Below are 23566 nucleotides of genomic sequence, written 5' to 3' on the forward strand. Positions count from 1 at the left end.
GCATGCAGTTCCCCACCCTCGACCAGCTCAAGGACCGTCGCACCCGCAAGTGGACGGTCTACGCCGACGACGTCCTGCCCCTGTGGATCGCGGAGAGTGACTTCTTCACCTGCCCGCCGGTGAAGCAGGCGATCGCGGACGCCATCGACCGGGAGTCCTTCGGGTACACCCCGGCGACCTCCGACCTGCCGCAGGCGGTCTCCGACTTCTACGCCGCACGTTACGGCTGGCGCCCGGACCCGGCGCTCATCGTCGCGGTCCCCGACGTCGTCCGTGGCCTGGCCCTCGCCATCGAGTACATGACGCGCCCGGACTCGGGTGTCATCGTGCCGGTGCCGGCGTACCCGCCGTTCCTGGAGCTGCCGGAGGCGACCCGCCGTCCGATGCACCAGATCGACGCCTACGGCGGGATCGACCTGGGGGACGTCGAGAAGCAGTTCGCGGCCGGCGCCGGCTCGATCCTCCTGTGCGCCCCGAACAACCCCCTGGGGTACACGTTCGACGCGGAGTTCCTGCGGGAGCTGTGCGACCTGGCGGACCGTTACGACGCCCGCGTGCTCGTCGACGAGATCCACGCCCCGCTGGTGTTCGACGGCACCCATGTGTGCGCCGCCGCCGTCAGCGAGACCGCCGCGCGGGTGTGCGTCACCGTCACGGCGACGTCGAAGGCGTGGAACATCGCGGGCCTCAAGTGCGCGCAGATGATCTTCTCCAACCCGGCGGACATGGACACGTGGCGGTCGATGACCGGCGTGGCCAAGGACGGCACCTCCACCCTGGGCATCTGGGCGGCGATCGCCTGCTACCGGGAGGGCGGCGACTGCCTCGACGAGCAGGTCGCGTACCTGCGGGAGAACCGCGACTGGCTGGCCGAGGAGCTGCCGCGCCGCGTGCCGGGGCTGCAGGTGATCAGCCCGGCGGCGACCTATCTCATGTGGATGGACTTCTCCGGCACCTCCATCGGGCACCTGGAGCGCCCGGCGGTGTGGCTGCGGGAGAACGCGAAGGTCGCCCTCAACGACGGCGTCGCCTTCGGCCCGGGAGGCAGCCACCACGCGCGGCTGAACTTCGCCACGTCCCGGGAGATCCTGGAGGAGGCCTGCGACCGGCTGGGGTCTGCATTCGCCCGGTGATTTCCCTACCCTGGATTTCATGACTGACGAGCGATACGACGACCCGTCCGCCACGACCGGCCCCCAGGGTCCCGGACTGTCCATGGGTCCGCTGGGGGTCGGCGCCGAACCGGAGAAGTCCCCGGTCCGCCCCCGTACCGACGCCGAGGGCTACCTGGTCGAACCGGAGTCCGAGCAGTTCGAGACCCCGACCCCGGCGCCCGGTGACGCCCCCTGGGAGCGCCCCGAGCCGGAGTGGTACAAGGAGGCCGTGTTCTACGAGGTCCTGGTGCGCGCCTTCTACGACCCGGAGGGCACCGGCTCCGGCAGCCTGCGGGGCCTGACGGAGAAACTCGACTACCTGCAGTGGCTGGGCGTCGACTGCCTGTGGCTGCCGCCCTTCTACGACTCCCCGCTGCGCGACGGCGGCTACGACATCCGCAACTTCCGTGAGGTGCTGCCGGAGTTCGGCACGGTCGACGACTTCGTCGAGCTCATGGATGAGGCCCACAAGCGCGGCATCCGCGTCATCACCGACCTGGTGATGAACCACACCTCCGACTCCCACGCCTGGTTCCAGGAGTCCCGCCGCGACCCGGAGGGCCCCTACGGTGACTTCTACGTGTGGAGCGACGACCCCTCCGAGTACTCGGAGGCGCGCATCATCTTCATCGACACCGAGGACTCCAACTGGACGTGGGACCCGGTGCGCAAGCAGTACTTCTGGCACCGTTTCTTCTCCCACCAGCCGGACCTCAACTACGACCACCCGCCGGTGCGTGCCGCGATGCTCGACGTCATGCGTTTCTGGCTGGACCTGGGTCTGGACGGTTTCCGCCTCGACGCGGTCCCCTACCTCTACGAGCGGGAGGGCACGAACTGCGAGAACCTGCCGGAGACCCACGAGTTCCTCAAGCAGGTCCGCGGCGTCATCGACGACGAGTACCCCGGCCGTGTCCTGCTGGCGGAGGCGAACCAGCTGCCCGACGACGTGGTCGCGTACTTCGGTGAGCCGGAACTCGGCGACGAGTGCCACATGGCCTTCCACTTCCCGGTCATGCCGCGCATCTTCATGGGCGTGCACAAGCAGTCGCGCACCCCGATCTCGGAGATCCTGGCGGACACCCCGCCGATCCCGGAGACCGCACAGTGGGGCATCTTCCTGCGCAACCACGACGAGCTGACCCTCGAGATGGTCACCGAGGAGGAGCGCGCCTACATGTACAAGCACTTCGCGCGTGAGCCGCGGATGCGCGCCAACGTGGGCATCCGCCGCCGCCTTGCCCCGCTGCTCGGCGGTGACCGCAACAAGCTGGAGCTGGTCCACGGTCTGCTGCTGTCGCTGCCGGGTTCGCCGGTGCTGTACTACGGCGACGAGATCGGCATGGGCGACAACATCTGGCTCTACGACCGCGACGGCGTGCGCACCCCGATGCAGTGGTCCAACGACCGGAACGGCGGTTTCTCGAAGGCGGAGCCCGAGCGGCTGTACCTGCCGGCGATCCAGAACGACCAGTACGGCTACCAGACGGTCAACGTCGAGAACTCCATGAAGCGCGACAACTCGCTGCTCCACTGGGTGCGCAGCCAGATCAAGGTGCGTCAGCAGTACAAGGCCTTCGGCCGGGGCAGCTACCGCGAGGTGCCCTCCGAGAACGAGGCGGTGCTCACCTTCCTGCGCGAGCACCGGGGGGAGACGATCCTGTGCGTCAACAACCTCTCGGACCGTCCGCAGGCGGTGTCGCTCGACCTGTCCGAGTTCTCCGGCGTCACGCCGCGTGAGCTCTCCGGCGGTGAGTCCTTCCCGCCGATCCGCCACTACCCGTGGGTGGTCACCCTCGCCCCCCACGCGTACTTCTGGTTCGACCTCTCCGGGGAGTGATCATGGATCTGGCACGCATGCTTCTCGACGCCCGCTTCTACGGCGCCAAGTCCGAGCCCGTCGAGGACGTCGAGATCGTCTCCGAGACCCCGGCCGGCGACGCCCGTCTGCTCATCCTCCGCGTCAACGGGAGGTACCTGTACCAGGTGCTTGTCGACGCCACCGGTCAGGACGTCCTCGCCACCTCCCCCGAGCTGTACCTGCGGGCGCACGACCTGCCGCAGGGTGCGGCCCGGGCGGTCGACGGTGAGCAGTCCAACACCTCGCTCATCGTCGACGGGCAGATGGTCAAGGTCTTCCGTCGGCTGGAGGCCGGGCTCAACCCGGACGTGGAGCTGCTCTCCCGCATCAGCGACTGCCCACACATCGCCCCGGTCCGCGGCTGGGTCACCGAGACCATCGACGGGGAGGAGCACACCCTGGCGATGGTGCAGGACTTCGTGCCCGACGCCGACGACGGCTGGCGCTACGCCCTCGGCTTCGCCACCCACGACGCCTCCTTCGGGGCAGAGGCCTCCCTGCTGGGCGAGGCGACCCGCGCCGTCCATGAGGCGTTGGCGGGGGCCTTCGAGGTGGGCGTCGAGAAGCCTGCGTTGACGCGTTCCCTCGAGGACCTCGTCGCCCGTGCCCCGGTGCTCCGGGAGTTCGCGGCGGCCGCGCGCGACGTCTACGACGCCCTCGACGAGGAGGTGCCGGTGCAGCGTGTGCACGGTGACCTGCACCTGGGGCAGGTCCTGCGCACCCCGGACACGTACGTGCTCATCGACTTCGAGGGCGAGCCCGCCCGCCCGCTCGCCGAGCGCCGCCGCCCTGACTCGCCGCTGCGTGACGTCGCGGGCATCCTGCGGTCGCTGGACTACGCCGCGCACGTCGCCGGGGCGTCCCCGGAGTGGGCGCAGGCCGCGGGGGACGCCTTCCTCGAGGGCTACGGGATCGGACGGTCCCCGCTGCTCGACGCCTACGTGCTGGACAAGGCCCTCTACGAGGTGGTCTACGAGTCGGACAACCGCCCGGACTGGGTGCACATCCCGCTGGCGGCGGTGAGGCGTATCCTCGGTGGGTGACCCGTCTCCGACCGGAAGGTGCCCCGTGCGTATCCCGCTCTCGCTGATCGATTTCTGCCACATCTACCCTGGTGAGACCGCCCGCCACTCCATGCGGCGTTCCGTGGACATGGCGCAGAGGGCGGAGCGGCTGGGGTTCCGGCGGATCTGGTACGCCGAGCACCACAACATGCCGTACATCGCGTCCTCGGCCCCGGCAGTGCTGATCGCCCACGTCGGCGCGCACACGGAGACGATCCGTCTCGGGGCCGGCGGCGTGATGCTGCCGAACCACTCCCCCTACGTCATCGCCGAGCAGTTCGGCACCCTCGCGGAGCTCTACCCCGACCGCATCGACCTGGGGCTCGGCCGCGCGCCGGGCACCGACATGAACACGCTCGGCCGGGCGCTGCGCCGCTCCCCCAACGCGGCGGACCACTTCCCGCAGGACGTCATGGAGCTGGAGGGCTATCTGGCCGGCCGTTCCCGGATCCCGGGGGTGGACGCCGTCCCGGGTGTCGGCACCAACGTGCCGCTGTACATCCTGGGGTCCTCCCTCTACGGCGCGACGCTGGCCGCGCAGCTCGGACTGCCCTACTCCTTCGCCTCCCACTTCGCGCCCACCCACCTGGAGCACGCGGTGTCGACGTACCGGGAGAACTTCCAGCCCTCGGAGAAGCTCTCCGAGCCCTACGTCATCGCGGCGGTCAACGTCGTCGCCTCCGACACCGAGGCCGACGCCGTCCGGCAGCTCGAGGGTGTGCGCCGCCAGCGGGTGAAGGCGATGGCCGGCCGGGGCCGTCACCTCAGCGAGGAGCAGCTCGACCAGATCATCGAGTCGCCGCAGGGGCGGCAGATCATCGACATGCTGCGCTACACCGCCGTCGGCACCGGCGAGCAGGTCCGTGACTACCTCGACGGTTTCACCCGCACCGCGCAGGCGGATGAGCTCATGATCTCCCTGCAGGGTCTCTCCGAGGCGGAGACGACCCGCGGCATGGAGATCCTCGCGGAGGCCTGGGAACTCTAGACCGTCCCCAGCTTGTCGACGCCCACGTCCCCCGCCCTCCCCCGCAGGAGGTCCACGAGCTCGTAGGGCAGGTAGTTCGCCCCCTCCGGGAAGGTCACCGTGTACGGGGCGACGGCACGGGAGGGCATGCGCTCCGGGACGTGGCCCGGCAGCAGCACCAGCCGGGGCACGCCGTGGCGGGTGTAGAGCTGCAGGTGGTCCAGCCGCTCGAGGGGGAAACGGACGCCGGTGGCGGGGAGGGTCACGTGGTCGTCGACGAGCAGGACGGGCCGGGACCGGCGCCGCAGCCGGATGACGAGCATGACCAGTGCCAGCAGGAGGCCGACCGCGGGGGCGGTGGCGGCGATGAGGTGCAGCTCCGGCCACGGCGAGGTGCGGGCGGAGTTGAGCAGCACCAGCAGGACGGGGACCAGCAGCACGACGAACGCCACGAAGACGCCGACGGCCCGGCTCGTGGCCAGGTGTCGGGGTGCGGACCGCAGCGTGATGATGTCCATGATGGCGGTGATGTTACCCAAGCAGCACGGTCACCACGACCAGTACCGGCAGGGACACGAGCGTGGACACCACGCCGGTGTCCCGGGCCAGTGCCTCGTTGGTGCGGAAGCGCAGCGCGTAGGTGAGCACGTTCTGCGCCGTGGGCAGCGCCCCGAGGACCACGAGCGCGAACAGCGCCGGCCCCGTGAGGCCGAAGACGTAGTGCGCGAGCAGCCCCGAGACCACCGGCTGGACCAGGTTCTTCAGCGCCACCGCGATGAGCACGTCCCCGTTGACGACCACCCGGCTGTCCACCAGGGACATGCCGAACACCATGAGCGCGACCGGCACCGAGGCCCCCGCGAGGAGGGCGACCGGCTCGCGCACGAGGTCCGGCACGGGGATGCGCAGGAAGCCGATGAGCAGTCCCACGACCGCGGCCAGCAGCATGGGATTCCGGAACGCGACCACCACGTTGCGCAGCAGCGTCGACTGCCGTGAGCGGTGGAGCATGTCGAGCGTGGTGAGCGTGAACGGCGCGTAGAACGCCACCTGGAAGAGGATGACGGGGATGACCACGGCGGCGTCGTCAAGTATGTAGACAGCCAGCGGGATGCCGAGGTTGCCGGCGTTCGCGTAGGAGGAGGCGAGCATGCCGATGAGGCTGTCGGGGGCGGAGCGGCCGCGCAGCCGGAACACCAGGAAACCCAGCGCCCCGGCGATAATTGCGGAACCGGCGATGACCAGGAAATTCGCCGAGAAGATGTCGCGGGGATCGGTCCGCAGGAGGATGTCGAAGAGCAGCGCCGGAGTGGCCACGAGGTAGACCAGGTTGGCCAGTCCCCGACGGGCCTCCGCCTGGGTACGGCCGAAGAGCCAGCCGACGGCGATGACCGCCACGACCACGCCGAACCCGGTGAGGACCTGTATCACGATTGGTCATCGTAATGCATCGGCCCCGTAGATTGATTTTCCGGGCCACTAGTCTAATGTTTCCCTATAACTTCATTGGTTGCCCCGGCAATCAAGCATTCTTCAGGAATACATCCCCACCCCGACCGCAAGGATCCTCCGAATGCCACCACAGCATTACCAGAAGATCGCCCAGCATCTGCGTGAGGCGATCAACAGCGGTCGCCTCAACACCGGCGACGAACTTCCCTCGGAGGCCGAACTCTGTGAACAGTTCGGCTCCTCCCGTGGTCCCGTCCGCCAGGCCATGATGCTGCTGCGCACTGAGGGCATGATCTCCACGGGACGTGGTCGGCGCTCCACCGTTCTCGCGCGTTCCGACAACAACGACTTCGACTCCACCATCTCCATCAGCGCCTGGCTGCGCTACTTCGGGTACACCCCCGGCCAGCGCACCCTGTTCCTGGCCCGCAAGCCCGCCGACGAGACGACCGCCGGCCACCTGCGCATCACCCCGGGCGACCACATCGTCACGCTGCGCCGTCTCCGCCTGGCCGACGACCGGCCCTTCGCCATCGAGCGCTCCTACTTCCCCGTGCCTGTCGGCCGCCACATCCTCGACGCGGACACGGACACGACGTCGATCATGGAGACCCTCGCCGCCAACGACATCGTCGTGGACAACCTGTCGCGCTGCCTCAACGCGGTGGTCGCCGACGAGGAGCAGGCGGAGCTCCTGGACGTCAGGCCGGGTGAGCCGCTGATGCGCATCCGCATGTCGGCGTCGGACCAGTACGGGCAGATCATCTTCTTCGCGGACAACCTCTTCCTCGCCGAGAACCTCACCATGAGCCTCAACACGGTCCGCGGCACCCCCTCCTCCGCGCGCCTCACGCCGCTCGACTGATTCGGCGGGACCGGCGGGTATCGTCGGAATCATGAACGCCAGCCGGTTGCTGACCGCCCTGGGTGCGGTCCTCCTCCTGACAGCCTGCTCCGCCGGATCCACGGCCACGCAGGTCGGTCGCGTCGCCGGGCAGGGGACCCTGGTGCTCGGCACGACGGGGGTGCCCGCCTCCCTCGACTTCACCACCACCGGTGGCGCCGCCATCCCGCAGGCGCTCATGTCCAACGTCTACGAGGGGCTCGTGCGTATCGACGCCGCCGGGGACGTCGTCCCCCACCTCGCCACGTCCTGGGACGTGACGGAGGAGGCCACCGTCTACACCTTCCACCTGCGGGAGGGCGTGACCTTCTCCGACGGCTCCCCCTTCAACGCCGAGTCCGCGAAGTTCTCCATCGAGTACGTCCGGGAGTCCTGGACGAACGGGCTCAAGGCGCAGATGGACGTGGTCTCCGGGGTGGAGGTCCTCGACGAGCACACCCTGCGGGTCACGCTGTCGCGCCCCTCCCACCACTGGTTGTGGTCGATGGGCACGCTGACCGGCGCGATGATGACTCCGACGGGCGTCGACCGCCTGGCGACCACCCCGGTCGGCACCGGCCCCTACCTGCTGGGGCGTTTCGCCGTGGGTGAGTCCATCTCCTTCACCCGCAACCCGGACTACTGGGGCGAGCCGGCGAAGGAGAACGCCGCGATCCGCTACTTCGCGGACGCCACCTCCGCGGTCAACGCCCTGCGTTCCGACGACATCGACCTGGTGTGGGCGATGCAGGCCCCCGAGCTGCTCGACACGCTGCCGGAGGAGTACAACGTCGAGGTCGGCACCACCAACGGTGAGGTGCTCATCTCGATGAACAACCGGCGGGCCCCCTTCGACGACCCGGACGTGCGCCGCGCGGTCCTCCACGCCGTCGACCGCGAGGCCGTGAATCAGGTCGTGTGGGAGGGGCTGGCCACCGACACGGGTGCCGCGCCCGTCCCGCCGACCGACCCGTGGTTCACCGGCGAGGACTTCGCCCCCTACGACCCCGACCGCGCCCGAGAGCTTCTCGACGGCCGCACCCCCGCCATCACCATCTCCCTGCCGTCGCTGCCCTACGCGCAGAACATCTCGGAGCTGCTCTACTCGCAGCTGCGGGACGTGGGTTTCGAGGTCACGCTGGAGACCGTCGAGTTCCCGGCGGTGTGGCTCGCGGAGGTGATGACGTCGAAGAACTACGACATGTCGATCATCGCCCACGTCGAGGCCCGGGACATTCCGGCGTTGTTCGGCAACCCGGACTACTACCTCGGCTACGACAACGAGTCGGTGCGTGCTGACCTGCTGGCCGCGGACACCGCCGTCACCGTCGAGGAGCAGGTGGACCACATGGAGGAGGCCGTCGCGACGATCATGTCGGACGCCGGGGCCCTCACCGTGTTCAACCTGCCCAACATCGTCGTCACCTCGCCCGGCGTCACCGGGGTCACTCCGACCGTGGTCACCGACGCCCTGGCCCTGGCCGGAATGGAGAAGCAGTGATAGCCCGCGTTCTGCTCAGATTCATCCTGTCCCTGCTGCTGGCGTCGGTGGTGATCTTCCTGCTGCTGCGTCTCATCCCCGGCGACCCGGCGCGCGTGGCCCTCGGGGTCACCGCCACCGACGAGGCCGTCGCGGCCCTGTCGCGGCAACTGGGCACCGACCGGCCGCTCCTCATCCAGTACGTCGACTGGGTCCGGGGGCTGATGACCGGCAACTTCGGCATCTCGCTGGCCTCGCGGCAGGACATCACCCCGCTCATCGTGGACCGCGCGCAGGTGTCCCTCATCCTCTGCGGGCTCGCCATGGCACTGTCCCTGGTGATCGCCCTGCCGCTGGGCATGTGGGCGGCGCGTCGCGACGACCGCGTCATCTCCGCCCTCGCCCAGGTCGGCATCGCGGTCCCGTCGTTCCTCACCGGTATCCTGCTGGTCACCGTCTTCGCGGTGCACCTGGGCTGGGTGCCGGCCAACGGCTGGATCCCGCCGGGCACCGACTTCCCGGGTTTCCTGCAGCGCATCATCCTGCCGGTCATCGCGCTGACGCTGGTGCAGGCGGCGATCCTCACCCGCTACGTGCGTTCCGCGGTGCTGGACGTGCTGGACCGGGAGTACATACGGACGGCGCGGAGCACGGGGGCGTCGGTAAGGGAGGCCCTGTGGAGACACGGTCTGCGCAACGCGTCCCTGCCGGTGCTCACGGTGGCGGGTCTGCAGCTGACGAGTCTCATCGTCGGGGCCGTGGTCATCGAGCGTGTGTTCCTCATCCCGGGGCTCGGGTCGATGCTGCTCGACTCCGTCGCGCGGCGTGACCTGACGGCGGTGCAGACGATCGTCATGCTGCTGGTCGTGTTCACGCTCACGGTCAACCTCGTCGTCGACGTCACCTACCGGCTCATCGACCCCCGCCTCAGGAGGAGCGCATGAACAGGCTGCCGCTGTCCGGCTGGATCGGGGCGTTCATCGTCGGCGTCACGGTCCTGCTCGCGTTGGTCTCCCTCGTGTGGACCCCCTACGATCCCGTCCACGCCGTCCCCGCCGACCGGCTCCTCGGTTCCTCGGCGGAGCATCTCATGGGCACGGACCGCTACGGCCGGGACGTGTTCTCCCGGATCATGGCGGGTGCGCAGATCACGCTCTTCGTGGGGCTCGTCGCGGTGGGCATCTCCGCGCTCCTCGGCGTGCCCCTCGGTATCCTCGCGGGCATGCGCCGCGGGTGGGCGGAGACGCTGATCATGCGCGGCATGGACCTCATGCTGGCGTTCCCGGCGCTGCTGCTCGCCATCGTCGCGGGGGCGGCGTTCGGTGCCTCGACGTTGACGGCCATGATCGCGATCGGCATCGCCGGCATCCCCGGCTTCGCGCGCGTGGCCCGGGCCGGCACCCTGCAGGTGATGACGCAGGACTACATCGCCTCCGCCCGTGTCTCGCGGGTGCCGGAGGTGATCATCGCGCAGCGGCACGTGCTGCCGAACATCGCGGGCGTCATCATCGTGCAGTCCTCGGTGGCCTTCGCCCTGGCGATCCTCGCGGAGGCGGCCCTGAGCTTCCTCGGCCTGGGCACCTCCCCGCCGGACCCGTCGTGGGGGCGCATGCTGCAGTCCGCGCAGGCCTCCCTCGGTTCCGCCCCGCAGCTGGCCCTGTGGCCGGGCCTGGCCATCGCGCTGACCGTCCTCGGCTTCAACCTGCTCGGCGACGGCCTGCGGGACGTCCTCGACCCCTCCCGGAGGCGACGATGACCATTCTCTCCGTGACCGGTCTCCGCGTCGGGGACGGGCTTCTCGACGACATCACCTTCACCGTCGGCCGCGGCGAACGCGTCGGCCTCATCGGCGAGTCCGGGTCCGGCAAGTCGCTCACCGCGCTGTCGATCATGGGTCTGCTGCCGCGGGGTCTGTCCGCCAGCGGGTCCGTCGTCCTCGACGGGCAGGAGCTCATCGGGCTGCCCGACCGCCGGATCCGGCCGCTGCGCGGCAGGGTGATGTCGATGGTGTTCCAGGAGCCGATGACGGCGCTGGACCCGCTGATGACCGTCGGAAAGCAGGTGCAGGAGGCGGCGCACCGCAGTGACGTCGCCGACCTCTTCGAACAGGTCGCACTCGACCCGGCGCGCATGAACGCCTACCCGCATGAGCTGTCCGGTGGGCAGCGGCAGCGTGTGCTCATCGCGATGGCGCTGGCACAGGAGCCGGACCTGCTCATCTGCGACGAGCCGACGACCGCCCTCGACGTCACCGTGCAGGACCAGATCCTCGACCTGCTCGACCGGCTCGTCGACGAGACGGGTGTGTCGCTGCTGTTCATCACGCACGACCTCGGCGTGATCAACCGGATGTGCCGCCGCGTGCTGGTGATGTCCGGGGGTTCGGTGGTGGAGGAGGGCACCACCGAGCAGGTGCTCCGCGCGCCGGAGCACCCGTACACGCAGCGTCTTATCGCCGCCTCCCTGCCGGGTGCGCCCGCCGAGGTCCGGGAGGTGGGGCCGCCGGTGCTCACCCTCTCCAACGTCACCCGCGAGTACGGCGCGACGAAGGCACTTGACGACGTCTCCCTCGTCGTCCACCGCGGTGAACGCCTCGGCATCGTCGGTGGTTCCGGTTCCGGCAAGACGACGCTGCTCCGCCAGCTCGCCGGCCTCGACTCCCCCACCAGCGGCACCGTGCGTGTCGACGCCGGCGTGCAGGTTGTCTTCCAGGATCCGCAGAGCTCCCTCAATCCCCGTCTCCGGGTCGGTCGTTCCGTGGCGGAGGGAGGTGGCGACCACGCCCGTGTGCTGGAGGTCCTCGCGGAGGTCGGCCTGCCGCCGGACGCCGCCGAGCGTTACCCGCACCAGTTCTCGGGTGGTCAGCGCCAGCGCATCTCCATTGCACGCGCCGTCGCCGGCCGGCCGGAGATCCTGCTCGCCGACGAACCCGTCTCCGCCCTCGACGTCTCCGTCCGGGCCCAGGTGCTCGAGCTCCTCGACAGGCTCGTGGACGAGTACGGCCTCACCCTCGTGTTCATCTCCCATGACCTGTCCGTGGTCCGGGAGGTGTGCTCGACCGTGGCTGTGATGTACCGGGGCAGGATCGTGGAGCACGGTCCCACCGAGGCGGTGTGGGCTGATCCGCAGGACGAGTACACCCGTTCCCTGCTGGCGGCGATACCCCGGATCTGAGTGACCCCTTGCGCGTGTCGCTCAGGTGCTCTATGGTGGAGATCGAACACAGGGGCGAAAGGGGGGTGGCGGTGAGTACCGGACTGATCGAGATGACCGAGGTCGAGGCAGGCCTGTACCTGCACTTCTCCCCGCCGGTCTACTACTCGGTGTCCAACCCGCACGATCCCGCGGCCGTCCGCGGCGCGCGGGCCCGCCGGGAGGACTTCCGGATGTGGCAGAACGAACTGCCTTCCGCCGACGCGGATCTCCGGCTCACCCTCGCCCGCCTGCGCAGGTCCACCGGGCACGGTGACGGCTACATCACCTCCGCGATCTTCGCCCACCAACGCCTGGAGGAGCTGCCGAGGCTCAAGCTCCTCCAGCGACGCCTCGTCCACCTCGACCTCCACCGGCTGAAGGCCATCGACGGCGTCCTGAACAAGATCGACGCCTCGGTCACCGCGCACATGGCCGTCATCGACGAGGAACTCACCGACTTCCTCACCCCCACCCGCGCCAACCAGAACCTGCCCACCCCCGGTGAGATCCGCAAGAAGCTCAACGCGATCATCCAGACCCTCGACACCTCGGTCTCCGAGAAGGACGATCCCCTGCCGGACCCGCGGGACCACTTCGAGGTCGGCTTCGAGGGCGACCGCGCCTACATCACCGTCGAGACCGATGCCGCCACCGGCCTCGAGATCGACATACGCGTGCGGAAGCACGCCGCCGCGAACAACATGAGCCTCGTCGACGCGTACAACGATCTCATGCGCGGTGAAGGCAACACCTCCGTGACCCTCAACATCTACCGCGCCCACGACGTCGAGGACGCCCCCGGCTGGATGTCCGACGTCGGCTACATCAACCCCACGTTCACCGATGAACTGGCCGCGAAGGCCACGCGGATCCGCGACATGGATGAACTCAAGGACAAGATGGTCAAGGGCTACGCCACCCCGGAGGACATCAAGGCGGTGATCATCGGCTTCGACGGGGGATGTTCGGAGGCCGACTGCTCCTGCCCGGGCCACCGCACCCAGATGGAGCACCGCGTCAACCATGCGGACGGCGGCCCCACGACCGCCGCGAACATGGCGGCCTTCTGCCCGACACACCACAACGTGAAGACCGACGGGCGCATGACCTACATCATCGACCCGCACACACGGGAGAAGTACCTCCTCTACGAGGACGGGACGTATGTGATCTCCGAACCGCGCGGCCCCCTGTCGCTCAAGGAACGTCGCTGGCTGCAGACCGTCGGGCAGAGGATGCACAACCGGAGGGAACGGGTCCGCAAGGAATCCCAGGACAGACGCAACCTGGAGAAACGGGCCGGGTTGTCCACTCCCCCTCCGACCGAGGACGACCCGCCTCCCTTCTAACCCAGTCGGACCCGCTCCAGGACCTCGTACCTGGGGCCACCCGAGCGACCCTGGCCGAGATGCGACTCCACGAGGGCCAGCTCATCGCACACGAAACGCGGACCGTCGTAGACCAGCAGGGCATGGACCAGATCCCCGACCAGCCAGCGTTCCTGCGTCCGGGCGATGGTCACGTGCGGTTTCTGCGGCGGCGGGGGTTCCTCCGGGTTGTAGACGGCGTCGGCCATCAGTGCCTTCAACCGGGCGGTGTCACCACCGACGCCGATCCACAGGGAGCGGTGACCGAAGGAGCCGGCACCGTGCAGGTGGAGGTCCAGGGGCCCGGAGGAGGCAGCGGCCTGCGCCAGGTGCTGCAGCAGGTCGGTGTGGTCGTTGGGCATGAGCCCGTAGAAGCTCAGCGTGATGTGCCAGTTGTCGGGGTCGGTCCACCGCAGGTCGCGGGGGTTGTTCTCCCGGATGGGGCGCAGGGCGTGCACGAGGTGTTCGCGTGCCTCCTCCGGGAGGAGCAGTGTCGAGAAGAGTCTTTTCATGGGGCTGTTCAGAGGGAGACGTCGAATCTCCCGTTGGTGTTGAAGTGGAGGTGGACGGTGTCACCCACTCCGACGCCGAGGTCGCGGAGGAAGCGGGCGATGGAGCCGAGTCGGATCTCGGCGTCGTCCATGACGAGCCCCTGGGGGCCGAGCCGGGACGAGAAGGAGCGGTGGCCGTGGCGGTACACCTGGACGAGGGAGCCGACGGCGAGGGGGACGGGGACGGGGGCGTCGGCAAGCAGTTCCTCGGTGACCTCCAGTGGCATCGACCAGGAGGTGAGCAGGGTGGGTTCGCGCTGCGGGAACCAGGTGCCGGGGCTGGGGACGGAGGCGAAGCGGACGTGGCCGTCGACGATCTGGAAGTCACCGGATCCGGCGACGGTGCGGACGGCGGCGCGGTCGAAGGGGGTGGACTCGAGAAGCTGCTGGAGGTCGGTGCGCCCTGCGGCGATCTCGGCGGCGAGCCATTCAGGGATGAGCATGTCGTCACACGCTACCGGCGTTCACGGCGAGGAGCTTGTCGACGAGCTCCTCCGCATCATTCGGGTGGTACTCGGCTGGGCGGTTGTGGTTCGGGCGGCAGTTGTCGACGGCGTCGCGCCAGCGCTGCGGGATCCCCGAGGCACCGTGGACGCCACCGAGGAAGGCACCGACGATGGCGCCATTGGTGTCGGTGTCGCCGCCGCGGCCGATGGTGCGGACCAGGGACTCCTCGAAACTGTCGCCCTGCGCCACCTCATGGACGGTGAGGGTGATCGCGTGCCGGACCCAGCCCTGCTGGCTGAACACGTCGCCGGGGGCGGGGTCGTAGAGCTCGGGGCGGTCGAAGACGGGCGCGGATCCGTCGTGGATGACCCGCGCCAGGGCGCCGACCCACAGGGCGTTGACGTCGAGGCAGTAGGAGTTGGGGTGGGTGAGGGCGGCGTCGGTACGCGCGAAGGCTGCGGCCTGCCGCGAGTCGGCGTGATAGGCGATGGCGACCGGGGATATGCGCATGAGCGCCCCGTTGGCCTCGGATGATTCGCTGAAGTGGCCACGCAGGGCGTTGCTGATGGTGGAACCACGGTCGAAGGGGTGGGAGTCGAGCCAGCGTCGGTAGGAGTCGAGGACGTCCGCGCGGTCGTACCCGTCGTTGCGGACCAGTGAGCGCGCCAACGCCAGGGCCATCTCGGAGTCGTCGGTCGGCTGGCCGGCGGCGATGTTGTGGGGACCACCGTCCGCGAGTTCACGGACCCCGTCGGGGTACCGCCGCGCGATCTGCGACGGCTCGAGGAACTCCACGAGCGCGCCGAGGCTGTCACCGATGAGCTGTCCGTACCAGGCGCCGAGGGCGCGATCACGAAGGGTCATGCAGGCCAGTCTACGTGTGATCCAGCACAGCCGAAATCAACCTGTGACCTGGACCACTTGACGGGGACGCCGCCATGAACCTAGGCTGACAGCAACGGACCATGCAAACGATTGCATCGAGCTTGAAAGGGTATTCACAGGAAAGGAGGGGCGATGGCACGCACCACTCTGCGGGATGTCGCGGCCGCCGCCGGAGTGTCGGTCTCCACCGCCTCCCGGGCCCTCGCGGGCAATCCGGCCATCTCCCCCGGCACCCGCGAGCGTGTCCGCGCCTGCGCCGAGCAACTCAACTACCGCCCCAACGCCCAGGCCCGGGCCCTACGCAGCTCCCGCACCAACATCATCGGACTCACCGTCCCCAGCCTGGTCAACCCCTTCTTCGCCGGGATGGCCCACGCCATCCAGCAGGAGGCCGACCGTCACGGACTGTCGACCATCATCTCCTCCACCTCCGAGGACCCGGCGCGCCTGTCCACCTCCCTCGAGGTCCTCACCTCCCAGCAGGTCGACGGCCTCATCGCCGTCCCCTACAACGGCACCGAGCAGGCGTTCACCCGGGTCCCGATGCCGACCGTGCTCGTCGACCGCGAGCTCCCCACCGCGGGGCTGCCGACCGTCGCTACCGACCCGGCACCGGGCATCACCGCCGCCGTGGACCACCTCCTCGACAACGGTCACCGCCGCATCGGCTACCTGTCCGGCCCCGTGACCACGTCCACGGGCGTGCGCCGACTCGCCGCCTTCGAGGAGGCGTGCGACAGCCGGGGCGTCCGGGAACGGTCCATCCACCACGGAGGGTTCGACCACTCCATCGGCTTCGCTGGCACCCTCGAGCTCCTCGACCGGGGTGTCGAGGCCATCATCGCCGGCGACACCATGATGTCCATCGGCGCGCTCGAGGCCTGCCACGCGCAGAGGATCGCCCTCGGCCGCGATCTGGCCCTCATCGGCTTCGACGACAACGCGACCATGCGTCTGCAGGCCGCCCCGGTCTCGGTCATCGACCAGGACGTCGCGGAGATGGGCAGACGCGCACTGCACCTGCTCCTCGACCTCATGTCAGGACACTCCCCACCAGAACCGATCACCATCCCCACCACACTCATCATCCGCCCATCCAGTGATTTCACCCGAAGGAGGTGACTCCGTGACTGACGCACTACTGACCCTGGAGAAGGTCTCCAAGTCCTTCGGCCCCGTCAACGTCATCGACAACGTCAGCATCTCGGTGTATCCGGGCAAGGTCACGGCCCTGCTCGGGGAGAACGGCGCCGGCAAGTCCACCCTGATCAAGATGATGTCGGGCGTCTACCAGCCCGACTCCGGCACGATCATCGTCGACGGCCAGCCGACCACCCTCCCCACCACGAAGGCAGCCGAGGCCCTCGGCATCGCCACCATCCACCAGGAGCTCAACCTGGTCCCCACCATGTCCGTCGCCGAGAACGTCATGCTCGGCCGCACGCCCGAGAGGTTCGGGCTGGTCAACTACCCGGAGCTGCGCCGCCGCGCGCAGGCCGCACTCGACATCATCGGCGTCAACGTCGACCTGGACACCCCGGTCGGCGAACTCGGCATCGCCCGGCAGCAGCTGGTGGAGATCGCCAAGGCGCTGTCCATGGACGCCCGCATCCTCATCCTCGACGAGCCCACCGCCGCCCTCACCGGCCACGAGATCGACCAGCTGTTCAGCGTGGTCGACGACCTCAAGGCCAAGGGCGTGGGCATGGTCTTCATCTCCCACCACCTCGACGAGATCGCCCGCATCGCGGACACCGTCTCGATCCTCCGCGACGGCGAGTTCGTCGCGGAGGTCCCCGCCGACACCCCCGAGGAGGAACTCGTCCGCCACATGGTCGGCCGTGACATCGACGACCAGTTCCCCCGCGTCGTCCCCGAGATCGGTGACGTGCTTCTCGACGTCGACTCGCTCACCGCCGCAGGCCGCTTCGAGGATGTCTCGTTCCAGGTCCGCGCCGGAGAGGTCGTCGGCGTCGCCGGACTCGTCGGCGCCGGCCGCACCGAGGTCGTCCGCGCCATCGCCGGCGCCGATCCGGTTGACTCCGGCACCGTCCGCATCGAGGGCCGGGACCTGCGTCAGCACGACATCGCGGAGGCCATCCGCCGCGGCGTCGGCCACGTCCCCGAGGACCGGAAGGCCCAGGGCCTCGTCCTCGGGGCCAGCGTCGAGGAGAATCTCGGCCTCGCCACCCTCCGCTCCACCTCACGGTTCGGCCTGGCCGACCGCGGTGGGCAGCGGCGCCGCGCCGGTGAGGTGGCCGAGAAGCTCCGCATCCGCATGGCCGGCCTCAACCAGGAGATCCGCAACCTCTCCGGCGGCAACCAGCAGAAGGCCGTCTTCGGCCGCTGGGTCCTCGCCGGCTCCCGCGTCCTGCTTCTCGACGAACCGACCCGCGGCGTCGACGTCGGCGCCAAGGTCGAGATCTACAACATCATCAACGAACTCACCGCCTCCGGCGGCGCAGTGCTCATGGTCTCGAGCGAACTTCCCGAGGTCCTGGGCATGTCCGACCGCGTCCTCGTCATGTCGGGTGGCCGCCTCGCCGGAGAGCTGCCCAACACCGCCACCCAGGATGAGGTGATGGCGCTGGCGGTCTCGCAGATCGACGACGCCCTCACCTCCGATGCACTCGACCAACTCGACCACACGAAGGAGACCCCATGACCACCGCCACCGCCCCCCGCATCTCCACGGGGCAGAAGGTGCTCAACTGGGTGATGAACAACGGTGCCCTGGTGGGTCTCGTCGCCCTGTGCATCGCGCTGTTCATCGCCACCCCGCACTTCCTCACCGTCAACAACTTCCTCAACATCGGCATCCAGGCCGCGACCGTGGCTATCCTCGCCTTCGGCATGACCTTCGTCATCGTCACCGCGGGCATCGACCTGTCGGTGGGTGCCGTCGCCGCCCTCGGCGCGATGGTGTCCGCCTGGTTCTGGGTCGAGGCCGGCCTCCCCGGCTGGCTCACCCTCCTCGCCGGTCTGCTCACCGGCCTGCTGGCCGGCGCCATCAGCGGCATCGCCACGGCCTACGGCAAGCTGCCCGCCTTCATCGCCACCCTCGCGATGATGTCGATCGCCCGTGGCGCGACCCTCGTCATCTCCCAGGGTTCGCCCATGTCCACCGCCCCGACCGTCAACTGGCTGGGCCGCACCGTGGCCGGCGTCCCGATCCCGATCGTCATGATGGTCATCGCCGGCTTCGTCTGCTGGTTCATCCTCTCCCGCACGGTCCTGGGCCGCTCGATGTACGCCATCGGCGGCAACGTCGAGGCCGCCCGCCTCTCGGGCCTGCCGGTGAAGAAGATCCTGGTCACCGTGTACGCCCTGTCCGGCCTGTTCGCCGGCCTGGCCGGTCTCGTGATGGCCGGACGCCTCTCCTCCGCGCAGCCCCAGGCCGGTGTCGGGTACGAGCTCGACGCCATCGCCGCCGTCGTCATCGGCGGTGCCTCCCTCGCCGGCGGCACCGGCAAGGCGACCGGCACCCTCATCGGCGCCATTCTCCTCGCCGTGATCCGCAACGGCCTCAACCTCCTCAACGTCTCCTCCTTCTGGCAGCAGATCGTCATCGGCCTCGTCATCGCACTCGCGGTCGGCTTCGACGTCCTGCGCAAGAAGACCACGACCTAGACCCACCCACCCAGGAAAGAAGAAGGAACATGTCCCTCACCCGTAAGTCCCTCGCCATCGTCGCCTCCGTCTCCCTCGCTCTGGGACTGGCGGCCTGCAACCGCGACTCCGCCGGCGACGGCTCCGTGACCCTCTCCCTGTCGACCCAGACCAACCCGTTCTTCGTCCAGCTCCGCGACGGCGCCCAGGCCAAGGCCGACGAGCTCGGCATCACCCTCAACATCCAGGACGCCTCCGACGACGCCTCCACCCAGATCAACCAGCTCAACAACGCGGCCAGCGCGGGGGCGCAGGTCGTCATCGTCAACCCGACGGACTCGGACGCCGTGGTCCCGGCCGTCGAGGCGCTCAACAACGCCGACATCCCGGTCATCGCCGTCGACCGTTCCTCCAACGGCGGCGAGGTCGCCTCGTTCATCGCCTCCGACAACGTCGCCGGCGGCAGGCAGGCCGCCGAGGCCCTCGCCGAGGCCATCGGCGAGGAGGGCGAGGTGATCGTCCTCCAGGGCATCGCCGGCTCCTCCGCCTCCCGTGACCGCGGCCGGGGCTTCACCGAGGGCATCTCGGCGTACCCGAACATCCGGGTCGTCGCCACACAGACCGCCGGCTTCGACCGCACCAAGGGTCTCGACGTCGCCAGCAACCTCCTCCAGGCGCACCCCAACGTCAAGGCCATCTTCGCCGAGAACGACGAGATGGCGCTCGGCGCCCTGGAGGCTCTCGGTGCCCGCGCCGGTGACGCCGTGAAGGTCGTGGGCTTCGACGGCACGGCGGACGGACTCGCCGCGGTCAAGGCGGGCCGCATGGTCGCCACCATCGCGCAGCAGCCGGATGAGCTCGGGGCCCAGGCCGTCGAGCAGGCGAAGAAGATCCTCGACGACCAGACGCCCGACAAGGAGGTTCCGGTCGAGGTGGTCACCGTCACGCGTGAGAACGTCGGTGACTTCGAGTGACCGCCCCTGACGTCGTCGTCGTCGTCGGCTCCGTCAACGCCGACCTGACCGTCCGTGTGGCCCGCCACCCGCAGCCCGGGGAGACCCTCCTCGGGTCCGGAAGCGCGGTGTCCGCCGGCGGCAAGGGTGCGAACCAGGCCGTCGCCGCCGCCCTGCAGGGCGCGTCGGTGGCCATGGTCGGGGCGGTCGGCGGGGACCCCTACGCGGCCCCGGCCACGGAGATCCTGCGCGGCTCCGGCGTGGACATGTCGGCGGTGGCCACCGTTGAGGGGCCGACGGGCCTGGCGGTCATCACCGTCGACGAGAAGGGCGAGAACACCATCGTCGTCGTCCCGGGCGCCAACGCGCACGTCGACGCCGACTTCGTGGAGGAACGCGCCGACCTCATCGCCGGTGCGGGGATCGTGCTCCTCCAGGGTGAGATCCCCGCCGACGGTTTCGCCGCGGCCGTCCGTCTGTCCACCGGCCGCGTCGTGGTCAACCTGGCGCCCGTCATCGAGGTCGATCCCGCCGCCCTCCTCCGTGCCGATCCACTCATGGCCAACGAGCACGAGGCCGGGCTCATCCTCGAGCAGCTCGGCGTCGGCATCACCTCCGACGTCCCGGAGGATCTCGCCCGCGCGCTTCTCGACGCCGGCTTCCCCTCCGTCGTCCTCACCCTCGGCGCCGCCGGCGCCATGGTGGCGACCGGCGACGGCCTCACCCCGGTCCCGACACCACGCGTCACCCCGGTGGACACCGTCGGCGCCGGCGACGCCTTCGCGGGTGCCCTGGTGGCGCGGCTCGTCGCGGGCGATGACCTCATCGCCGCGGCCGGGCACGCCGCCCGGGTGGGGGCCTTCGCGGTCACGGGCCACGGGGCGCAGACCTCGTACCCGGGCCCGGACGCCACCCTGCCGGAGGTGGACGATGCGTAGGTCAGGAATCCTCAACCCGCAGCTCGCCGCGCGGATCAACCGCCTGGGGCACACGGACACGTTCGTCGTCGCCGACTGCGGTCTACCCATCCCCGCGGGCATCCCCGTGGTCGACCTGTCCCTCGTCTTCGGTGTCCCCCGCTTCGCCGAGGTGCTGGATGCACTGCTGGACGAGGTCGTCATCGAGGGCGTCACCATCGCCGCGGAGACCCCCACCGAGGTACGTGACCTGCTTCCCGCGGTCCCCGTCACCGAGGTCAGCCACGAGGAACTCAAGGCGTTGCTCGCGGACGTCTCCTTCGTCGTCCGCACCGGGGAGACCACCCCCTACGCGAACGTCATCCTCCGCAGCGGGGTGCCGTTCTAGGAATCACCGGGAGGGGTGCAACACCATAACCAGCACGATGGCGTTGCACCCCTCTACCGATTCCTCGACACAAGTCACACTTTCCCCTATAGGGTGAGCTGCAACACAATTTCTCACTTAGGGAGTACGTATGACCTTGACAACTCAGGCCACTGAGTGGCTCACCCGATTCGAGGAAGCAACGGCTGGTCCCTCGGCCGAGGCACTGAGAGACCTCTTCGAGCCGGAGTCGTTCTGGCGAGATCTCACCTCCATCAGCTGGAACATCACTACAGCGGAAGGAATCAACGAGATTGTGGCCATGGTGGAAGCAACCCACCCCCGCAGTCAGCTACGCAACATTGAACTCAGTGATGAGCCGGCCGACGAAGGGGACGGTGTCACCCGTATTTCCTTCACCTTCGACTCACTCGACTTCCATTGCAAGGGCATTGTCCGGCTCCGAAATGGTCGCGCGTGGACTGTCCTCACCTCTGCGCAGGAGCTGATCTCCTACCCCGAGCCAAGAGGACGTAGGGTCAAGTCCGCGGGAGTGGTGTATCTGCCTTTCGATAAAACAAGCAGCATGACGGTGTCAGGGACCGGCACGAGCCCGATGGTGAGACTGGCTCATGCGACCTCCTGAGTGGCTTCGCCGGCATCGATGAGGTGGGCAGCCATCATCGCCTTCGTCTGCTCCAGGCTCGTCAGCGACATGTAGCGCTTCTGCTGGATCCAATCATCGTGCTGCTCCGCCAACACGGCACCCACGAGGCGGACCACGGCCTCGCGGTTGGGGAAGATCCCGACGACGTCGGTGCGCCGGCGGATCTCCCGGTTGAGCCTTTCGGTCGGGTTGTTCGACCACACCTTCGTCCACACCGCCTTCGGGGCGTGGGTGAAAGCCAGCAGCTCGTCGAGGGACTCCTCGAGGTAGTCCGCGACATGCGGGAACTTCTGCTCACAGAAGCCCACCACCTCCCGTGCCTGATCCCACACAGCCTGGGCATCGGGTTGCTGGAAGATCGTCTGAAACATCGCCGACAACGTCGGCCACTGCGTCTTGGGCACCAGCCCGGAGAGGTTGGGCCCGAACCCCGGAAAGTGGACACGGGGATTTCATCAAGATGCGATAGTCAGTGTAGCTAATCAGGCGGCTTCAAAGGCATTCGGCGAGCGGTAGCCGCACCATGAGTGCAAACGTTTCGTGTTGTACCGGGTGCACCACCGAAACACATCCCGGCGGCACACCAGCTGACTTGGAAAAACAGGCTCATCCTGAAGGACTTCCCGCTTCAGTGACGCGTTGAACGACTCCGCCAACGAGTTATCCGCACTCGTCCCGATCGCTCCCATCGACTGGGTGACGCCGAACTGCTCACACAACCTCCGGTACTGCTCAGAGGTATAAACACTGCCGTGATCCGAGTGGAAAATCGCCCCGTCAAGACTACCTCGGGCCCCGTGGGCCATCGTGAGGGCTTCTTCGACCAACTCGGTGCGCATGTGGTCGGCGATCGCGAAACCGGTCAACTGCCGCGAATAGCAATCAATAACGGTGGCCAGGTACATATTCGACCCGTCCGCGATCGGCAGGTACGTGATATCGCCGACGTAGACCGTGTTCGGCTTGGCTGCGGTGAACCGACGTTTCAACAGGTCCGGGAACTTCGGAACCCGTTTCGCAGACACGGTGGTCTTCACGCGGCGTTTTTTCGTGTAGCCGAACAGACCCATCTGCCGCATCAGCCGGGCCGTGCGCTTGTGATTGACCCGCTGCACAACAACGCCGCCGGCGGAGTTGCCGTCGCTGGAGTTGATAGTCGCAGTCACACGTTTCGCCCCGTAGCAGCCGTTCTCGGCGTTGAAGGTGGTCTTGATCTGCGCTCCCAGCACCGCGTCGGCGACGAGGCGTTGCTGGCGGGCAGGGGCAGCCGATTTCCAGGCGTAGTACGAGGACCGGTTGATCTTCAGAACCTCACATAACCGCTTGACCTCGTAGAAGTCTCGGTGGTCGTCAACAAATCGGAAGCGGTTCACCAATTCGTCTCTTCCGCGAAATATTTAGCCGCCTTGCGCAGGATCTCTCGTTCCTCCCGGAGCTTGGCGTTTTCGCGTTCCAACACGCGGATGCGCTCGGTATCGGAGAGTCCTTCAGCCGGGGTGCGTGCGCTGTTGGCCGCGGCGACGGGGCTGGCGACTTTCTCGCCGTTGGCGTTGGTTTTGGTGCCGGTGCCGAAGGAGTCGAGCCAGGTGCGCAGGGAGTTGCGGTTGACTCCGAGATCGGAGGCGATCGCGTTGATCGTTGCTCCGGGAGTCGACTCGTACAACGCCACTGCGTCACGCTTGAACTGCTCGGTGTAGGTCTTGCGTGGCATGGTGGAAAGGTACCTCACTTCCCCAGCGAAATGCTG

23 protein-coding genes and 1 pseudogene are annotated in these 23566 nt (G+C 68.4%); 17 read left to right on the top strand and 7 right to left on the bottom strand.

Annotated features, from left to right (window positions below):
- Positions 1-2: 2 nt before the first annotated feature.
- The 4 genes from B842_RS09760 to B842_RS09775 all read left to right on the top strand — a co-directional run bounded on the left by B842_RS09760 (position 3) and on the right by B842_RS09775 (position 5067).
- Complete coding sequence (locus B842_RS09760; RefSeq protein WP_040086403.1) at positions 3-1133, top strand: MalY/PatB family protein; 1131 nt, start codon at positions 3-5, stop codon at positions 1131-1133.
- Between the two features lie 82 nt (positions 1134-1215).
- Positions 1216-2994 (top strand): maltose alpha-D-glucosyltransferase, encoded by a 1779-nt coding sequence (gene treS / locus B842_RS09765; protein ID WP_040087568.1) that lies wholly within the window; start codon positions 1216-1218, stop codon positions 2992-2994.
- Positions 2995-2996: 2 nt separating this feature from the next.
- Complete coding sequence (locus B842_RS09770) at positions 2997-4058, top strand: phosphotransferase (RefSeq protein WP_040086404.1); 1062 nt, start codon at positions 2997-2999, stop codon at positions 4056-4058.
- Between the two features lie 25 nt (positions 4059-4083).
- Positions 4084-5067: an LLM class flavin-dependent oxidoreductase gene (locus B842_RS09775; RefSeq protein WP_040086405.1), complete on the top strand. Its 984-nt coding sequence runs from the start codon at positions 4084-4086 to the stop codon at positions 5065-5067.
- Here B842_RS09775 and B842_RS09780 read toward each other — a convergent pair.
- Together B842_RS09780 and B842_RS09785 are read right to left on the bottom strand one after the other, a co-directional pair.
- On the bottom strand, positions 5064-5585 hold the full coding sequence (locus B842_RS09780; protein WP_052437875.1) for a hypothetical protein: 522 nt from the start codon (positions 5583-5585) through the stop codon (positions 5064-5066). The two genes, B842_RS09775 and B842_RS09780, sit on opposite strands and share 4 nt — an antisense overlap.
- On the bottom strand, positions 5578-6477 hold the full coding sequence (locus B842_RS09785) for an AEC family transporter (RefSeq protein ID WP_040086407.1): 900 nt from the start codon (positions 6475-6477) through the stop codon (positions 5578-5580). The genes B842_RS09780 and B842_RS09785 overlap by 8 nt, the downstream gene beginning before the upstream one ends.
- A 142-nt stretch (positions 6478-6619) precedes the next feature.
- Here B842_RS09785 and B842_RS09790 point away from each other — a divergent pair, with 142 nt between their 5' ends.
- The 6 genes from B842_RS09790 (at position 6620) to B842_RS09815 (ending at position 13405) form a co-directional block, all read left to right on the top strand.
- On the top strand, positions 6620-7363 hold the full coding sequence (locus B842_RS09790) for a GntR family transcriptional regulator (RefSeq protein WP_040086409.1): 744 nt from the start codon (positions 6620-6622) through the stop codon (positions 7361-7363).
- Between the two features lie 31 nt (positions 7364-7394).
- Positions 7395-8882, top strand: a complete 1488-nt coding sequence (locus tag B842_RS09795; protein WP_040086410.1) for an ABC transporter substrate-binding protein — start codon at positions 7395-7397, stop codon at positions 8880-8882.
- Positions 8879-9805 (top strand): ABC transporter permease, encoded by a 927-nt coding sequence (locus B842_RS09800; protein ID WP_040086412.1) that lies wholly within the window; start codon positions 8879-8881, stop codon positions 9803-9805. Before B842_RS09795 ends, B842_RS09800 begins: the two co-directional genes overlap by 4 nt.
- A complete protein-coding gene (locus B842_RS09805) occupies positions 9802-10617 on the top strand; it encodes an ABC transporter permease (RefSeq protein WP_040086414.1) in 816 nt (271 codons plus the stop codon). The genes B842_RS09800 and B842_RS09805 overlap by 4 nt, the downstream gene beginning before the upstream one ends.
- Positions 10614-12035, top strand: a complete 1422-nt coding sequence (locus tag B842_RS09810) for an ATP-binding cassette domain-containing protein (protein ID WP_040086416.1) — start codon at positions 10614-10616, stop codon at positions 12033-12035. Before B842_RS09805 ends, B842_RS09810 begins: the two co-directional genes overlap by 4 nt.
- 71 nt (positions 12036-12106) lie before the next feature.
- The gene (locus B842_RS09815) at positions 12107-13405 is read left to right on the top strand and encodes an HNH endonuclease signature motif containing protein (protein ID WP_156119497.1); all 1299 of its coding nucleotides are present in this window, start codon (positions 12107-12109) and stop codon (positions 13403-13405) included.
- On the opposite strand, the gene thpR is transcribed toward B842_RS09815, so the two are convergent.
- Genes thpR through B842_RS09830 form a run of 3 tightly spaced genes read right to left on the bottom strand, consistent with a single transcriptional unit; the run spans position 13402 to position 15285 of the window.
- On the bottom strand, positions 13402-13935 hold the full coding sequence (gene thpR, locus B842_RS09820; RefSeq protein WP_040086417.1) for an RNA 2',3'-cyclic phosphodiesterase: 534 nt from the start codon (positions 13933-13935) through the stop codon (positions 13402-13404). The genes B842_RS09815 and thpR overlap by 4 nt on opposite strands.
- 8 nt (positions 13936-13943) lie before the next feature.
- Positions 13944-14417, bottom strand: coding sequence for a hypothetical protein (locus B842_RS13255; protein WP_052437877.1), 474 nt, complete (start codon positions 14415-14417; stop codon positions 13944-13946).
- 4 nt (positions 14418-14421) lie between these two features.
- Positions 14422-15285: an ADP-ribosylglycohydrolase family protein gene (locus B842_RS09830; protein WP_040086419.1), complete on the bottom strand. Its 864-nt coding sequence runs from the start codon at positions 15283-15285 to the stop codon at positions 14422-14424.
- Between the two features lie 153 nt (positions 15286-15438).
- Between B842_RS09830 and B842_RS09835 the strand changes: the two genes are divergently transcribed.
- The 7 genes from B842_RS09835 (at position 15439) to B842_RS09865 (ending at position 21798) form a co-directional block, all read left to right on the top strand.
- Positions 15439-16428: a LacI family DNA-binding transcriptional regulator gene (locus B842_RS09835; protein ID WP_040086421.1), complete on the top strand. Its 990-nt coding sequence runs from the start codon at positions 15439-15441 to the stop codon at positions 16426-16428.
- 4 nt (positions 16429-16432) lie between these two features.
- Positions 16433-17971 (top strand): sugar ABC transporter ATP-binding protein, encoded by a 1539-nt coding sequence (locus tag B842_RS09840; RefSeq protein ID WP_040086423.1) that lies wholly within the window; start codon positions 16433-16435, stop codon positions 17969-17971.
- Positions 17968-18936: an ABC transporter permease gene (locus B842_RS09845; protein WP_040086425.1), complete on the top strand. Its 969-nt coding sequence runs from the start codon at positions 17968-17970 to the stop codon at positions 18934-18936. Before B842_RS09840 ends, B842_RS09845 begins: the two co-directional genes overlap by 4 nt.
- 29 nt (positions 18937-18965) lie before the next feature.
- A complete protein-coding gene (locus tag B842_RS09850) occupies positions 18966-19889 on the top strand; it encodes a D-ribose ABC transporter substrate-binding protein (RefSeq protein ID WP_040086427.1) in 924 nt (307 codons plus the stop codon).
- The gene (locus tag B842_RS09855; protein ID WP_040086429.1) at positions 19886-20806 is read left to right on the top strand and encodes a ribokinase; all 921 of its coding nucleotides are present in this window, start codon (positions 19886-19888) and stop codon (positions 20804-20806) included. Before B842_RS09850 ends, B842_RS09855 begins: the two co-directional genes overlap by 4 nt.
- Positions 20799-21173, top strand: coding sequence for a D-ribose pyranase (gene rbsD / locus B842_RS09860; RefSeq protein ID WP_040086431.1), 375 nt, complete (start codon positions 20799-20801; stop codon positions 21171-21173). Before B842_RS09855 ends, rbsD begins: the two co-directional genes overlap by 8 nt.
- A gap of 130 nt (positions 21174-21303) precedes the next feature.
- Positions 21304-21798, top strand: coding sequence for a hypothetical protein (locus B842_RS09865; RefSeq protein WP_040086433.1), 495 nt, complete (start codon positions 21304-21306; stop codon positions 21796-21798).
- Here B842_RS09865 and B842_RS09870 read toward each other — a convergent pair.
- Together B842_RS09870 and B842_RS09875 are read right to left on the bottom strand one after the other, a co-directional pair.
- Positions 21783-22247, bottom strand: a pseudogene (locus B842_RS09870) (transposase); the annotation flags it as partial. The gene B842_RS09865 and the pseudogene B842_RS09870 overlap by 16 nt on opposite strands.
- A gap of 54 nt (positions 22248-22301) precedes the next feature.
- Positions 22302-23530 (bottom strand): IS3 family transposase gene (locus tag B842_RS09875; RefSeq protein WP_156119467.1). Its coding sequence is split into 2 segments (ribosomal slippage): positions 22302-23203 and positions 23203-23530, totalling 1230 coding nucleotides; the frame shifts between segments, so codons are not numbered across the junction.
- Between the last annotated feature and the right edge of the window lie 36 nt (positions 23531-23566).

The organism is Corynebacterium humireducens NBRC 106098 = DSM 45392 (genome assembly GCF_000819445.1).
GTDB classification, from domain to species: domain Bacteria; phylum Actinomycetota; class Actinomycetes; order Mycobacteriales; family Mycobacteriaceae; genus Corynebacterium; species Corynebacterium humireducens.